Source organism: Actinobacillus suis ATCC 33415, from assembly GCF_000739435.1.
Lineage (GTDB): Bacteria > Pseudomonadota > Gammaproteobacteria > Enterobacterales > Pasteurellaceae > Actinobacillus > Actinobacillus suis.
In genome coordinates, this window is sequence record NZ_CP009159.1 from 855,782 (window position 1) to 872,487 (window position 16,706).

Consider the following 16,706-nt stretch of genomic DNA (forward strand, 5'->3'; position numbering starts at 1 on the left):
CATACTATTCTGCCGTTTCATCATAATATACTTCACCCATCATCAGCGGTTTAGCAGTACGTACCAGCGCTGCTCGAGTGAATTTATAATCACCATCTACGTTCTCGCAAACCATGTCAACGCTGATAAAACCGGAAGGATGTTCAATCGTTACTACGCTACCGGTATCTTTATAAAGCGGATGCGCAATCGTACCTTCAATATTACACGCTGCAGAAACACAAATTGAACCGGTTACCGCATGGCTTGCATGGCATTTGTCCGGCACGAAGTAGCGAGACGTAATATTTCCTTTGCCCACCGGTGCCGATAAAATCCCCATTTTCGGAATCACTTTTTCAGATACATCGCCTAATCCCATCATTTCACCTGCTTTACGACGAATTGGCTCAATGACTTCGAATAACGCACGATTCTCATCTAGTTCCGCTTTGGTTTCTTTACCGGTTAAACCAAGATCTTGTGCATTAAACAGCACCATCGGCATCGCTACATCAATACAAGTCACATTATAGCCATTGATATTATCTTGTTTATTGCCGGTCGGAAAAACTTTACCGGTTTTGGCCCCTTCAATCTGACTAAAATTGAGATTTACCGGCGATCCCGTTCCCGGAACACCGGAAACTTCCGCATTACCCGTATATTTTAATTGCTTATTTGGTGACTCGGCAGAAACTTCGATAATACTGTTGGTATTAACGTTATTTACTACGACACTTGTGATACCATCTTGTAATTCAATCAAGCCCTTTTCACTCGCAAAACAGATAATACCGGATAAAATATTACCGCATGAAGGTGCCGTATCTACCACTTTTTGACCGATACCCACCTGTGCAAATAAGTAATCTAAATCAACCCCTTCTTTTTCAGATTTTGAAACGATCGCCACTTTACTGGTTACACTTGTCGCACCGCCCAAGCCGTTAATTTGAGTCGGATCGCCCGATCCCATAATTGCCATTAAGAATTTATCACGTTCAGCTACATCTGCCGGTAAATCATCTTTTAAGAAATACACGCCTTTTGATGTACCGCCACGAATGATCATACAAGGGACTTTTTTCATTTTTTCCACCTTTGCAAAAAAGTTATGAAATTTGACCGCTTGCGCAATCTGCTAAGCGGTCAAATTTGCGAATTATTTTACTAGCCTAAAATACCCATACTTTGGAGCATTGACCACCAACCAAAACCAACTGTTACTTGGATAAATAATGTCACCAACGCACATACTCCACCGGCAATCCAAAATGACTTCACATCGTGATAGCCTAAGCCGTAGATAACTGCAGCCGGTGCCGATGCATAGTGCGTTACCATGCTGCCATAGCTATTAGAGAATAATAAACCGAACGCTAAAAATACTGGATCAGCTCCCGCTGCCATACCTACTGCACAAAATACCGGCACCATTGATGCAACATAAGCCGCCCCTGAAGCAAATACATACCGAACAAGCACACTCAGCGTAAGTAGTAAAATAGTAATTACCATTGGACTACCTAAATCAGCCGGTACTAAATTGCTCATTGTATTTGATAGCCAAACAAAAAATTTCGCTTGTGTAAGTACAGCTGCAATACCTAATAAACCACCGTACCAAGTCAATGTCGTCCAACCGCCTTTGTTTTTAAGCACATCGTCCCAAGACAACACCGATGTAATCACAATCGCAGCCATTGCGGCAATTGCCACGGTAAATTCAGAAAGATTTAATTGTTTTGAGAACACCCAGCCTAATACTGCACTGATAAATACGCCGGCTAATACTTTTTCTTTCGCCGTCATTGGTCCCATCGCTTCTAAACCTTCACGAGCAATCGTTTTGTTATCAACATTTTTAAGTTCCGGTTTGTAAAGCACATAAGTGACAAAAGGTAACAGTAATAAAGTGAGTAAGCCCGGCACTGATGCGGCTAAGAACCATTGCGTCCAACTTACATCAATATTTAAAATCGGACGCATCAACTCAAGCGCTACTGCATTTGGTGCCATTGCCGTTAAGAAAATAAAACCTGTGGTTTTAACCACCATATAAGTATTAAGCAGCAAATAATGCCCCGCTTTACGAGGTGAAGTTTCAGGTTCTGAGCCTAAAGAAACGGCGATAGATTGCATAATTGGAGCTAGGATACCGCCACCACGTGCCGTTGTTGATGGCATTGCCGGTGAAATTAATAAGTCTAGCATCGCATTTACATAGCCTAAACGTAACGTTGTGCTACCAAATGCGCCAATCATTTTATAAGCAATACGGCGACCTAAACCGGTTTGCACAAATGCTGCGCTCATAGAAAACGCAGCAAACACTAACCAAGTTGTACCCGATTTATAACCATCTAATACTGAACCTTGTTTTACTGCGACTTTTGTACCGTCAGCTAACACTTCAGCGGGCGTATTACCAATAATAATAGCGGAAATCGCAACGGCAGCTAACAGAAGAGGGGGAGCCGGGAAAGGTTTAAGAATGAGAGCAAGAATAGTACCGATATAAACACCTAAAATGTGCCAGCCAAGCACAGATAAGCCTTCAGGCGTAGGGAAAATATAAGTAACTATTGGGCATGCAAGAATAATTACATAGTGCAGAAGTTTTTTCAGGTTCATAAGAAATACCTCATTGTAAGTATAAATTCGTATAGTCATATATATAACTAGTTGTATTTATACTTGCAAGTACCGATCTCGCAAAAATTTGAGATAAATCATAAAAAAGGGCAAAGATTACTCTTTGCCCATTATTGTTCTATTATTTGCACTTTTTTTGCAAAATTTGACCGCTTGTTTAAAGTCTTTCTTAGGTAATAATCGTCTCGTAGTAGAAATCTTCCGCTAAACCATAAGATTCTCGATACTCAATAATGCTCCCGTCCAATCCTTTCGCTGCACGACACACTTTAATCACGGTTTTATCTTGCCCGTCCGTTAGATAAGTATCGCTATGGCTTAATAAAATCGTCATTTGCTCCTTTGCCGAGACGACTAATTGTCCACATTTCTTAAAATAAAACGGATAAAGCAGATTCTCAAATTGCTCCGGTTTTACTGAAAGTAATTCACTAAATTTTTCCGGAGACAGCCAAATCTTATCGCTCACAATCACTTTATTATCGACGGAACGGATTCGCTCAAGGTAGATAAGCTCTCGCTCCACCGGCTCGCCCAATAACTGATTAATCTTTGGGTTTGCTTTCACACTTTTAATGCATTTAACTTCACCGATTGGTGTTTCCGGCTTCCCTTCTTTGGCATTACGTAGATAGAATCGCACAATCGACGATTCAACAAATGCAGGATGTTTTAAGAAAGTTCCCTTACCTTGATGCTTAATCAGCACCCCTTCTTCCACCAAGCCCTCAACCGCTTTACGCACAGTTCCGATGGACACTTCATAAGTTGCCGCTAATTCCTGTTCACTAGGAATTGCTTTCTCAAAACTCCAATTATTTTCAGCTAAAAATCTTTGCAATTCGTATTTAATTTGTAGATAACGGGGAATTTTATTTAAATCGACATATTTTTGATCATAGTTAAACATTTATATTTTTCTCTTAAAATCAATTGACTCACTACCGAAAAATAAGTAGTGTTTCGACATATAGTCATCTATATGTTTATAGGTTTCTTCTACTTCTAATTTATTGTGGGGTGACAATCATGTCTAATTTTCTTCAAACATATTATGAACACGTTGCCGAACGTGCGGCAATAGGGATTGTACCAAAAGCATTGGATGCTCAACAAACCGTACAGTTAATCGAATTGTTACAATCACCGATTGCCGGCAAAGAAGCCGAACTTCTTGAGTTATTTGAAACACGCATTCCTGCCGGCGTGGACGATGCCGCCAAAGTTAAAGCTGAATTTCTGACAGGCATTGCTAATGGTAGCATAACTAGTCCATTAATTTCTCCTGAACATGCAGTAAAATTATTGGGTACAATGAGTGGTGGCTATAATGTCACACCGCTTGTTGATTTGTTAGACCATGCGCAATTGGCACCGCTTGCTGCTCAAGCCCTTTCTCATACCCTGCTTATTTTCGATAGTTTCAAAGACATTGCTGCTAAAGCTAAACAAGGTAATCCTCACGCTCAACAAGTACTTCAATCTTGGGCTGATGCCGAATGGTTCACTTCTCGCCCAACACTTGCGGAAAAAATCACACTGACAGTATTTAAAGTACTTGGTGAAACCAACACGGACGACCTTTCTCCGGCGCAAGATGCTTGGTGTCGTTCCGATATCCCGTTGCATGCCAATGCGATGCTAAAAATGAAACGTGAAGGCATTGAACCGGATCAAGAAGGTGCGGTCGGCCCGTTAAAACAATTAGCCGCGTTAAAAGAAAAAGGCTTTCCACTTGTGTATGTCGGTGATGTTGTCGGTACCGGTTCATCACGTAAATCGGCAGCTAACTCAGTGTTATGGCACATGGGTACCGATATTCCGTATATTCCGAATAAACGTACCGGTGGTTTTGTCCTAGGAGGTAAAATTGCACCGATTTTCTTTAATACGGCAGAAGACTCCGGTGCATTACCGATTGAATTAGATGTGACTAAACTAAATATGGGCGATGTAATCGACCTTTACCCATACGCTGGTAAAGTATGCAAGCATAATTCAGATGAAGTGATTACTACTTTCTCATACAAAACCAATGTGTTGTTGGATGAAGTTCGTGCAGGCGGTCGAATTCCATTAATTATCGGCCGTAGCTTAACCGCTAAAGCACGTGCAGAACTTGACTTACCGGAAAGTGATGTATTTGCCAAACTTGCTGAAGTCGCTGACTCTGGCAAAGGTTATACTCTAGCGCAGAAAATGGTAGGTAAAGCTTGCGGCGTAAAAGGGGTACGTGCAGGGCAATATTGTGAGCCTGCAATGACTTCCGTAGGTTCGCAAGATACAACCGGTACAATGACTCGTGACGAATTAAAAGATCTTGCGTGCTTAAGATTCTCTGCACCGCTTGTCATGCAATCATTCTGCCATACCGCGCCGTATCCGAAACCAAGTGATGTGGTTACTCATCAAACATTACCGGAATTTATCACGAGCCGTGGCGGTATCGCATTACGTCCGGGGGACGGTGTTATCCACTCTTGGTTAAACCGTATGTTAATGCCGTTTACGGTCGGTACCGGTGGTGACTCGCATACTCGTTTCCCAATCGGGATTTCTTTCCCTGCTGGTTCCGGTTTGGTGGCTTTTGCTGCCGCGACAGGTATGATGCCACTTGATATGCCGGAATCCGTGTTAGTCCGCTTTACTGGCACGATGCAAAAAGGTATTACATTACGCGACTTAGTCCATGCAATTCCTTATTATGCTATCCAAAAAGGTTTACTCACCGTGGAAAAAGCGAATAAGAAAAATGTTTTCTCCGGTAGAATCCTTGAAATTGAAGGATTAGAACACCTCACCGCAGAACAAGCATTTGAACTTTCCGACGCAACCGCAGAACGCTCAGCAGCTGCTTGTACAATTAAGTTAAGCCAAGCATCAATTGAAGAATACTTACGTTCAAATGTCGTCTTGCTCAAAACTATGATTGCCGACGGTTACAGTGATGCCCAAGCTCTTGAAAATCGTATTAAAGCGATGGAAGCGTGGTTAGCAAATCCTGAAATGCTCGAAGCAGATAGCGATGCGGAATATGCGGAAATCATCGAAATCAATTTAGATGAAATCAAAGAGCCGATTTTATGTGTACCGAACGATCCTGATGACGCACGCTTATTATCTGAAGTACAAGGTAATAAGATTGATGAAGTGTTTATCGGTTCTTGTATGACCAATATCGGTCACTTCCGTGCTGCTGGTAAATTACTCAGCCAAGTAAGTGGAGAGATCAACACCCGTTTATGGCTTGCTCCACCAACCAAAATGGATGCAGCTCGCTTATCCGAAGAAGGTTACTACAATATTTACGGACGTTCCGGCGCTCGTACCGAAATGCCGGGTTGCTCGCTCTGCATGGGTAACCAAGCTCGTGTACGTCCAAATTCTTCGGTGGTTTCAACTTCAACCCGTAACTTCCCTAACCGTTTAGGACAAGGTGCAAATGTTTATCTTGCGTCTGCGGAACTGGCTTCTGTCGCAGCGATCTTAGGGCGTTTACCATCACCACAAGAATATTTGGAAGCGGTTGCAACACTTGATGAACAACATAATGAAGTTTATCGCTACCTCAATTTTGATCAGCTACCAAATTATGTGCAAAAAGCGGAAAGTGTAATTTTCCAAACCGCTCTCTAAGCGAAAACAAAAAAGTGGGCGATTAGCCCACTTTTTATTTGCCTTTTAAAACTGTTATTTCACTACTCGATAGCGTAGTGAAATAAACACAAACCACAAGATTGCAATCCCTGCTAATCCGCTACCAATTAATCCGATATAAGGTAAGCCAATATGTTGGATCACTTGGCTACCGATTAATGCTCCGCCACCAATTCCAACATTATAAATGCCTGAATAAATTGCTGTTGCCACATCAGTCGCATCTGGTGCGAGATCCAACACTTGCATTTGCAATGCGATACTCATGGCGGTAATACCAATCCCCCAAATAAACACAATGCCGAACATTGCCGCAATATGATCGCTCAATGGTAATAAACACAATTGCATTAGCATAATGAGTGCCATATTAGCGATGATAAATTTTTTCGGCGCTTTCGGATATAAACGCCCGAATAAGAAACTTGCCACTACACCGGCTAAACCGAACACTAATAAAATTGCCGTACTGGTTTGTTCACTCATTTGGCTGATCTTCACCATAAACGGTTCAATATAACTATAGCCGGTAAAATGCCCGGAGATCACGACCACCGTGAGCAAGTAAATACCGATTAGCATCGGACGCTTGATTAAAATCGGTAAACTGGCTAATGACCCCGAATTTTTGCTTGGTAAATGTGGTAGTAACTTCCACATAATCAACATAATACCAAGTGCAATAATGCCGATCAGCGCAAAGGTTTCACGCCAACCGAATGCTTGTCCAATCATTCGACCTAACGGTAGACCAAGAATCATCGCTAATGAGCTACCTAACGCTAATAGCCCTAGCGCCTGTTGTTTCTTATCTTTCGGTGCAACTCGAATCACCAGCGAAGCGGTTATTGACCAAAAGATAGCGTGAGTAAGTGCAATCCCAATTCGAGATACCAATAACATTGCAAAACTGGTGGCGAAATAAGAAATCGCATGACACACAATAAATACCGCAAACAATACGAGCAACAAACGCTTTCGTTCTACTTTTGCAGTAAGTAGCATAAAAGGTAACGAAGCGAGAAACACCACCCACGCATAGGCGGTAATCATTAAGCCGGTTGTTGCCGTTTCCATCTCAAAACTCGCTGCGATGTCCGAAAGTAAGGCTACTGGAATAAATTCCGTGGTATTAAAAATAAATGCGGACAGTGAAAATGCAAACACACGTAAAAATGAAAGTCTGCGCTGTTCTTTTCTGGTTATCATTTTATCTTCCTAAAAAATTAAGCGGTCAGATTTTGCAATTTTTTTGCAATTTCTGACCGCTTGTAAGTTTACGCTTTAGTGTTGCCCAAACCCTTTCAATCCGACCACGTGTACATACTCTTGGTTATTGGTAATTTTACGCACCAATTTATAAGTCGTACCACGTTCCGGGCTGATATTTTCCGGTGCGGCAATCAATAACTGCATATCTAAACGTTCGCACAATTCAAACAAGGTATTGATTGAAGTTGCATCCAAACGTGCCGCTTCATCAAGGAATAATAAGCGGCTCGGTAAAATATCTTTCGCACGCATACGGCGAGACTCTTCTTCCCAGCTTTGTACCACCATTAACAGGATTGACATACCGGTACCGATCGCTTCACCGGTTGAAAGTGCACTACTTTCCGCACGCATCCAACCGTCTGCGCCACGGAAGGTTTCCACTTCAAGATCTAAATAGTTACGGTAATCTAATAACTCTTCACCGATCGTTTGTGGCGTACGTTGTCCCATATCAATATGCGGATTCACACGTTTATACAACATTGCCAACGCTTCTGAGAAACTGAGTTTTTGGCTGTCGAATAAGTCTTTATGCTCTTCTCTACCATTGCTCAATGCGTTAAGTAGGATTGCGTGCGTATCACGAATATTCACGACTAAGCGAACGCCTTTCACCTGACCGAAGGCAATATTTTGTAGCCCTTGGTTAAGCTGCAAGATACGGTTTTGCTCACGTTGAATCGTTTTACGCAAGATATTGGCGACCGATTCCGCACTGATTGCTAATTTTTTCTCACGGCTGGTTAATTCGTTGGTTAAACGAGATAACTCAATTTCCATTTGTTCAATCGCATCAATCGGATCATCGGTTTTGATAATATCCTGACGAATACGCTCACGTAAGTGCTGATAAACCGCAATAAAGAATGCGACTTTATTTTCCGGCTTACGGCTATCTTCCGAAGCTCGTAGGCTGTCACGGAGATATTCGTTATCCGCCACAGCGGTACGTAAAGCACCTAACGCTTTATCGGAAATCGAACGTAATTCTTCCGCCGATTGATAAGCTAACTCACGGCGATTTAAGCGTTTTTCTACATCGCTGTTACGTGAAAGTTTAAGTACCAAACACCAGCTGACTTTCGCTTGCACCACTAACTCACGTTGTGTGTGGTAATCACGTTCCGCTTTGCGTAGCGTACGGGTTAAATTATCAATTTCCGCTTCAATCGTACCTAATTGTTTATCTAAATAACCTTTGCGTGAACGCTGTTGGCTTAAACGTTGTTGTAATTCGTCACGACGAGCTCTTGCACGTTCTTCCGCACCGACATCACCCCGTACGCCTAAGTCATCGATTTCACGAATCAATTCTTGCAACATCTGCATTTTCGCATCACACGAACTGCGTAACCCAGTTAACACTTGGTTGTATTGAGTAAATTGTGCTTGTGCTTGACGTAATTGATCACGGGCTTGCTCACGTTCACGTTGTGCGCTCTCTAAACGAGCTCGTAATTGTTCGGTTAATGCAGATCCTTCCGAACCGATCGCTTCTTCGTAGCTGAAATGCACTCGGCGTTGAATCACATCAGACAGTGCAAAAACTTTTTGTTGTACTTGTTTTTGTTCTGCTTTAGCTTGTTGGTAATCTTGCTCCAACTGTTCAAACTTCGCCGGATCGCTCTTCAAGCTCGCCGCAATCGGTTCTAATTGAGTTAAGTAATTACCGAATTGGCGAACGAACTGTTCATCTTCTTCCGCTTCATCTAATTGCGCACGGCATTCTTCCGCACGATCCGCTAAGGTTTCGTCTTCTAACAAGCTCACAAGCGGTAGAATTTTATTCAACATTTGCAATTTTGCTTTTGCCGAATCTAATTGGGTGCGTAATTGCTGTTCATTGCCTGCCGCTTGGTTAAGTTCACGTTCGATTTCAGTACGTTCCGCCGCAATTTCTTGCATTTGCTCTTCCGGATTCGGCTGGAAGGCTAAACTTAAATGCGTACCGACAAATTGGCTTAAATGCTGATGTAAACGCTGACATTTTTGCACGTCAAAGGCACGTTCCGCATGTCGTTCGCTCACTTCATCACGTTCTGCTTTTAACGTTTCTAGATGTTTCTCACGTGCTGCACGTCCGAATAACGGCACTTCCGGGAACTTAGAATAACGCCATTGACGATCAGATACTTTGACCACCACACCTTCGGCTAATTCTTCTGCAGTAAATACCGCATCATCAAATGCTGACGGGTCACCTTCAATCAAATAAAGGTCTGTCGGGCAATCCTCTAATTTTTCTAATTGTGCTTTAACGCTTTCTAAATCACGCACCACAATAGCGTGACGAGCTTCACCGTAAAGTGCTGAGAAATACGGTGCATCATCAATTGAAACATCATCATATAATTCAGAAAGCAACACGCCGCCAAAACGTTCCGCCAATTGATTTAAGCGGACATCATCCGAACCGTCCGGCTGACTTAAACGAGTAATCTGTGCGTCTAACGCGGCTTCTCGGCGTGCTAATTCATCACGAGCTAAGGTTGCTTCACGCTCTTTAGTCAGCATATTTTGCATAAACTGCATTACTGACTGGCTGGCTTCAAATTTTTCACCACATTGCTCTTCTAAACGTGCTAATGCGGATTGCGCCGTATGCCATGCCGGTGCGGTTTTCGCTAGTTGGTTATATTGCTGATTAAGCTGCTCACGTTGCTGACGCTGAGTCGAACGCACTTCAACAAATTCCGCTAATTCTGCTTCCACATCTTCAAGGCGAGCCTGTTGCTGTTCGAAATAGCTTTCTAATTCTTCCGCTGTCTCAAATTGCGTTTGGGCTTTTTGATTAAACTCGGCTAATAAGCGTTCCGCATTTTGTTGTTGATGTAAACGCTGTTCCAAATCTGCAAGTTTTTGGCGTAAAGCGACCGCTTGTGTTGCCTGCATTTTTTGATCGGTAAACGCTGTTAGCAAACCTCTCGCTTCATTCCACGCTTCAGAGCGGTCAATTTCACCGGAAATTTTGCAAACTAATTCATAAGCTTTTTCGAACTGCGTTTTCGCCATATCTGAAACGGATAAACGCTGCTCCAGTTCAAAGACTTGATCGGTTAAATCGTCCGCCTGTGCGGCAAACTCCGCATGATAATCTTCTACATTATGGAGATCTAAATGCGGTAAGCCACAAAGTTGTTTCGCTTTTTCTAATGCAGCAATCGCCTGTTGATATTGCAACGCACGTGTTTGCTGAGCATCTAACGCTTGCTGATAATCCGCCATTTGTGAGCGTAACTCTTCCACTTGATCATCGGCATCATCCGCTCTTGCTTGTGCAGTTTCTACTTGTTCGGAAACTTCTTCCAACGCAATTTGTTGCTCTTCTAGCTTTTCATTGAGTTCCGCAACTTCATCTTGATAACGTTCGATTTTTTCTTGGTGACGAAGCGCATTCATCACCAAATTTAAGTGATCGTTCGCTGAATTGTATTCCGCTTCTAAGCCACTTTCGTTTTCTGAAATATCCGCTACTTCACGGCTAAATTCGATTAAACGTTGCTGTTCTAACTCAAGTTTAGATTTCGATTCATACCACGCTCGGCGTTGCTCTAGAGCAATTTGTACGTTACCACGGCGCTCATTTGCATTGCGCATATAATCAGCCGACACGTAGTTAGTTGATTCGGTGATCAGGTGTTTAAACATATCACGATCAGATTGCGTGACCTTAATCGCTTCTAACGTCATACGGTTTTCACGTAATGCCGATTCCATATCTTGGAATGCTTGACGAACGCCGGTGTTTTCCGGTAATAAATAGTCACGTAACGATTTGGTAATCACGCTTGAAATACCACCGTAAAGCGATGCTTCGATTAATTTATAGAATTTGCTGCGATCCGCTGAAGAACGTAAACGTTTAGGAATCACGCCTAAATCGAACATAAAACTGTGGTAATCAGTAATCGAGTGATATTGTTTAAATACTACTTCCGAACCATCAAATTTATCTTTTAAATCCGCTAACGGTAACACGCGCGCTTTTTCGCCGACTTGTTCGGTTAAGACGCTGATAATTGAATTGCTCATCGGCACGTTTTGTAACGAGAACGAACGAATATCTACTTTTTTGTCACGTCCTGCTACTTGTTGTAAACGCACACCGGTAATCACACGCTGTCCACGTGAGTTCAATGACTCTAACACCGCATAACACACACCGGCTTTTAATTTACCGTATAAACCTTTATCACGAGAGCTCGAGGTTGAACCGGCTTCTGTCGTATTACGGAAGTTTAATAGGGTAAGATCGGGGATCAAAGCAGTCACAAAACCCGCCATTGTGGTGGATTTACCCGCACCGTTACCGCCCGAAAGCGTGGTAACCAGCTCGTCTAAATCGAAGGTACGTGCAAAAAAACCGTTCCAGTTAATTAACGTAAGCGAACGGAATTTACCACGGCTCACGGTATGCTGAGGATTGGCAAGCGGTGCGATTGGTGCAGAATTTTGCAACGCAGTGGTTTGATCTTCAAATAATTCGTTTATATCTGTCATTTGCTTTATCTCGTTAACTGTTATTCTGTTTCATCTTCTAATTCGTCAGTTGCAGAATTTTCTGCAAATTCGACCGCTTGTTCCGCTAAAATTGCCGGTGTTGTCGCTTCACCATCACGAATTAAGCGTAATTGTGCTTCTCGTGGATCATCTCCCACTCGAACATCCGCTCCGAAGCGGAACACTGATTCCGAGATGACAAATTTTTTGCTGTTTTGCTCTCCGATACGGGTAATAATACCGATACGTGCTAAACGGCGTAGCGCACCACCAACTTTCTCTGCTAATTTTGCTTTATCTAAGTCAGAACCGGTCGAACGTGGGTTCACCGCCTTAAGTAATTTGCTTTCATCAGCGAGATTCATTAGCTCTTCATACACATCGTCTTGGCTGAAAATGCCTTGTTGGGCTAAACGCTCCGGACTGAGGTAAAGATAGCAAAGCACTTTACCCACTAACATTTCCATTTCCGACATTGCCGAACGGGCGATCAAGGTTGATGCTTTCGGACGTAAGTAGAAAAAGCCTTCCGGCGCACGAATTAATTCCACGTGATAACGGCGGTAAAAACTTTCTAACTCGGTTTGGAAGTCCATTAAGAATGCGTGTTCGTCCAGCTGTTCCGTATTAATATGGCGACCGGCACGAAGTTGGCTGTCTAGCTCTGGGAAAATCGGGTTAGCAATTGCCACTGCCAATTTTGGAGAAATAACGTCTTGAATTTGCTCTGTCATATTTTACTCTCGTAGGGCAGGCATTCCTGCCTACCATTAAACTTTCTGTTTTTCCAATGGTGGGCAAAATGCCCACCCTACTATTTGTTATATTGGTCGATTACGTTCGCCTGAACTTCCGCACCCTTATCATTAATTGCTTGCCACTCTGGGTAAACCGCTTGGCTATCGAGGCTTGCCATACCGAGTTTTACCGCTTGATCCACAATAATTCGTGCCACATCAAAATGACGAGATTGCGGATAAAGTGCCAGTTGCTCTCGTAATACCGCACCGAGATCGATTGGTTTACCTTCTGCTCTAAACGGTGCTAAATGCGCTTGCATTACGCTGATAATTTGTTCTTGAACATCCGAAAGCGATTCATATTCCAACTCACTCGGTAATTCACCGACCGCTTCCGCCTCATTCAGCATCGTTTCATCATCACGCAAATCTAATAACGATTCCGCTTTCGCAGTATAAAGTAGCCAAGGCGCATTGAAATAATCTTGAATAGATTGGCGTAAACGCTGACCGAACACACGATTTTTATCCATATCAATTGCTGTACGAATAAACTTGTGTACATGACGATCATAACCGATCCACAGGTCAATCGCTTGTTGTCCCCAGCTAATGATGCGGTCTAATTTGTTTTGCAGATTGACAATCAGTTGATCGACAAAATCCAAATCATCTCGCCCGATCAAGCAGCTTTGAATACGTAGTAATTGTGCCTGTAACTTATCACCTGCCGCATTAAGCGTATCTTGTAACTCACGTAAATTACCCGAAGTTTCATCTAGTAATTGTTCACAACTAAGAATCGCTTCATGCCAGTTTTGGCTTAACAGTTCGGCAATTCGCTCACGAATTTGATGTTGGTTTTCATCCATCATACGCTGAGAAAGATCGATGCTGTCGAAAATTTCCGCGACCGAATATTTAAGCGGTGCAAACACGTTATTACGCCAAAAACGCTCGTCACCGCCCTCTTCCGCCGCCGATGAAGCACGTTGAATCTCGTCCGCTACAATCGAAAGTTGGATCGATAAACGTAAAGTCGAAAATTCGCGCTGGCGCACATAATAATCCGCTACACCAACACCTAACGGTGTTACTCGGTAGATTGCTAAGCCTTCGGTAAATTCGCTAGAGAAACGGTTAAGAAAACGCTGTTTAACTAAATCGTTAATCGCATTATTGGCACGCTGTGTAAGGGTGGCTTCCGATTGGTCGAATGCTTCCGAAACATAACGGAAAAGATCAACAAGATCGCTTTCTAAAAGTTCTCCGTCCGTTTGTTCGTTATTATAAATGGAAATCGCCAAGAGAAAGGCAAGGCGATCAGAAGATAACGAAAGTGAAAATTCTCGCTCTTTCGTCCAGTTGATCAGTTCTGGGATTGTCTGTGCCAATTCGTTTTGCATACAGATTTGTCGTTTGTTGATGAAAAATGGCTTTTATTGTACAGGAATGTGAATCAAATAGGAACGAAATCAAAAAAAGAAGCGGTCAAATTCCGCAAAGTTTTTACGAAATTTGACCGCTTGTCTGGTAAGGAAATAATTAGTCTACAATTTCCACAGTCGAAGTCGCGCTGAGGCCTCGTACAAGTTGAGATCCTTTTCTTGCACGTTCACCACGATAATTATCAATATCGCTCGGCTTAAGGGTGATTTTGCGTTTGCCGGAAACAAACACTAACGACTGTGTCGGTTTAACCAGTAATAAACGGGCAAGCAATTCATTACCTTCTTTTGCCGCCTGTGCGGAAATATTGATAATCTTATTCCCTTTACCTTTCGAAAGCTGTGGTAATTCGGTGATCGGGAATACTAACATTCGTCCGACACTACTCATTGCAACAAGCGAAAGTTCTGCTTCATTATCAATTAATTGCGGTGGCAACACTTTGGCATTTTCGGTTAAAGAAATGACCGCTTTACCCGCTTTATTACGAGAAACCAAATCTTCAAAGCTACAAATAAAGCCATAGCCGGAATCCGATGCCATCAGAACTTTAGTGTCCGAGTTCGCCATTAATACTTGCTGAACGGTTGCGCCTTCCGGTAAAGTGATCTTACCGGTGAGCGGTTCGCCTTGAGAGCGTGCTGATGGTAACGAAGTCGGATCAAGCGCATAAGCTCGCCCCGTGCTATCAAGGAACACGACCGGCTGATTACTTCTGCCATGCGCATGTGCAAGATAACCGTCACCGGCACGATAACTTAAGCCTTGCACGTCAATATCATGCCCTTTCGCACAACGCACCCAGCCTTTTTCCGATAGAATCACCGTAACATCTTCAGTCGGGGTTAAGTCACTTTCAGAAATCGCTTTTGCTTCGGCCCGTTCAACGAGTGGTGAACGACGTGGGCTAGCAAACGCTTTTGCCTCCGCCTGAATTTCTTTTTTGATCAGCGTATTTAAACGGCGTTCCGAACCAAGCGTTAATTGCAATTCATCACGCTCTTTTTCAAGCTGTGATTTTTCTGCCTGTAATTCATGTTCTTCTAGTTTTGCTAAATGACGTAAACGTAAATTTAAAATCGCTTCAGCTTGTACTTCACTTAAATTAAAGCGAGCCATTAATGCCGTTTTCGGTTCATCTTCATTACGAATAATTTCAATCACTTCATCAATATTGAGGAAAGCGATCATCAAACCGTCTAAAATATGCAAACGGTTTAAAATTTTATCTAAACGGTAACTTAAACGGCGAGTTACCGTAGTACGGCGAAATGCTAACCATTCGGTTAAAATTGTTTGCAGATTTTTTACCGCCGGTTTACCGTCCAGCCCGATCATATTCATATTGACTCGATAGCTTTTCTCAAGATCGGTTGTGGCAAATAAATGATCCATTAACGCTTCAAAATCAATACGATTTGAACGAGGTACAATCACGATACGAATCGGATTTTCGTGATCTGATTCATCACGAATATCATCCACCATCGGCAATTTTTTATTACGCATTTGCGTTGCGATTTGCTCAATGATTTTTGACGGCGAGGCTTGGTGCGGCAGTGCCGAAATCACAATTTCTCCGTCTTCTTTTTTCCATACCGCACGCATTTTGATTGAGCCTTTGCCTTGCTCATACATTTTGGCAATATCGGCCTTAGGGGTAATAATTTCCGCTTCGGTCGGATAATCCGGGCCTTGTACTACCGTCATTAACTCGGCAAGGCTTGCTTTCGGATTTTCCAATAACATCACGCTTGCTTCGGCTAATTCGTTGATATTGTGCGGCGGAATATCGGTTGCCATACCGACTGCAATACCCATAGTGCCATTTAGCAAAATATGCGGTAAGCGTGCCGGTAAATATTTCGGTTCTTCAAGCGAACCGTCAAAATTCGGTTGGTAATCGACCGTGCCTTGCCCTAATTCGCCAAGTAATACTTCTGCCATTTTCGACAGTTTTGATTCGGTATAACGCATTGCAGCGAAAGATTTTGGATCGTCAGGCGCACCCCAGTTTCCTTGCCCGTCAATGAGCGGATAGCGATAAGAGAACGGCTGTGCCATAAGTACCATTGCTTCATAACAAGCACTGTCACCATGCGGATGGAATTTACCTAACACGTCCCCGACCGTACGCGCAGATTTTTTATATTTTGCCGAGGCATTTAAGCCCAATTCGGACATAGCATAAATAATACGGCGTTGTACCGGTTTTAACCCATCACCGATAAACGGCAATGCGCGATCCATAATAACGTACATTGAATAGTTGAGGTAAGCGTCTTCGGTAAAGCGCTTAATCGGCATCTGTTCAACGCCTTCGTAATTAATTTCTGTACTCATTTTTGCAAATAATTTAGTAAAAAAGGCCGCTTATTCTCTATGATTTATGGATATCTGTCCACCTCAAAAATGACAAGCACTTGGATTTTGTAAAAATCGAACTGC

The 16,706-nt window shown here is 42.8% G+C and carries 9 protein-coding genes; 1 reads left to right on the forward strand and 8 read right to left on the reverse strand.

Annotated elements, in window-relative coordinates:
• Positions 1-4 precede the first annotated feature (4 nt).
• The 3 genes from ASU1_RS03945 to ASU1_RS03955 all read right to left on the reverse strand — a co-directional run bounded on the left by ASU1_RS03945 (position 5) and on the right by ASU1_RS03955 (position 3,547).
• Positions 5-1,072 carry a 4-oxalomesaconate tautomerase gene (locus ASU1_RS03945; RefSeq protein ID WP_014991561.1) on the reverse strand — a complete coding sequence of 356 codons (1,068 nt, stop codon included), beginning with the start codon at positions 1,070-1,072 and terminating at the stop codon, positions 5-7.
• An 80-nt stretch (positions 1,073-1,152) separates the two neighbouring features.
• Complete coding sequence (locus tag ASU1_RS03950) at positions 1,153-2,616, reverse strand: anion permease (protein WP_014991562.1); 1,464 nt, start codon at positions 2,614-2,616, stop codon at positions 1,153-1,155.
• A 190-nt stretch (positions 2,617-2,806) separates the two neighbouring features.
• Entirely contained in the window at positions 2,807-3,547 is a 741-nt protein-coding gene (locus tag ASU1_RS03955; protein ID WP_014991563.1) for a GntR family transcriptional regulator, read from the reverse strand.
• Between the two features lie 119 nt (positions 3,548-3,666).
• Between ASU1_RS03955 and acnB the strand changes: the two genes are divergently transcribed.
• Positions 3,667-6,273, forward strand: coding sequence for a bifunctional aconitate hydratase 2/2-methylisocitrate dehydratase (gene acnB / locus ASU1_RS03960; RefSeq protein ID WP_014991564.1), 2,607 nt, complete (start codon positions 3,667-3,669; stop codon positions 6,271-6,273).
• A 54-nt stretch (positions 6,274-6,327) separates the two neighbouring features.
• Here acnB and ASU1_RS03965 read toward each other — a convergent pair whose 3' ends face one another.
• The 5 genes from ASU1_RS03965 to parC all read right to left on the reverse strand — a co-directional run bounded on the left by ASU1_RS03965 (position 6,328) and on the right by parC (position 16,601).
• Positions 6,328-7,503, reverse strand: coding sequence for a sugar transporter (locus tag ASU1_RS03965; RefSeq protein ID WP_014991565.1), 1,176 nt, complete (start codon positions 7,501-7,503; stop codon positions 6,328-6,330).
• Between the two features lie 75 nt (positions 7,504-7,578).
• On the reverse strand, positions 7,579-12,069 hold the full coding sequence (gene mukB, locus ASU1_RS03970; RefSeq protein ID WP_014991566.1) for a chromosome partition protein MukB: 4,491 nt from the start codon (positions 12,067-12,069) through the stop codon (positions 7,579-7,581).
• Positions 12,070-12,089: 20 nt separating this feature from the next.
• On the reverse strand, positions 12,090-12,803 hold the full coding sequence (gene mukE, locus ASU1_RS03975) for a chromosome partition protein MukE (RefSeq protein WP_014991567.1): 714 nt from the start codon (positions 12,801-12,803) through the stop codon (positions 12,090-12,092).
• An 80-nt stretch (positions 12,804-12,883) separates the two neighbouring features.
• Positions 12,884-14,215: a chromosome partition protein MukF gene (gene mukF / locus ASU1_RS03980; protein WP_014991568.1), complete on the reverse strand. Its 1,332-nt coding sequence runs from the start codon at positions 14,213-14,215 to the stop codon at positions 12,884-12,886.
• Between the two features lie 139 nt (positions 14,216-14,354).
• Positions 14,355-16,601 (reverse strand): DNA topoisomerase IV subunit A, encoded by a 2,247-nt coding sequence (gene parC, locus ASU1_RS03985; RefSeq protein ID WP_014991569.1) that lies wholly within the window; start codon positions 16,599-16,601, stop codon positions 14,355-14,357.
• Between the last annotated feature and the right edge of the window lie 105 nt (positions 16,602-16,706).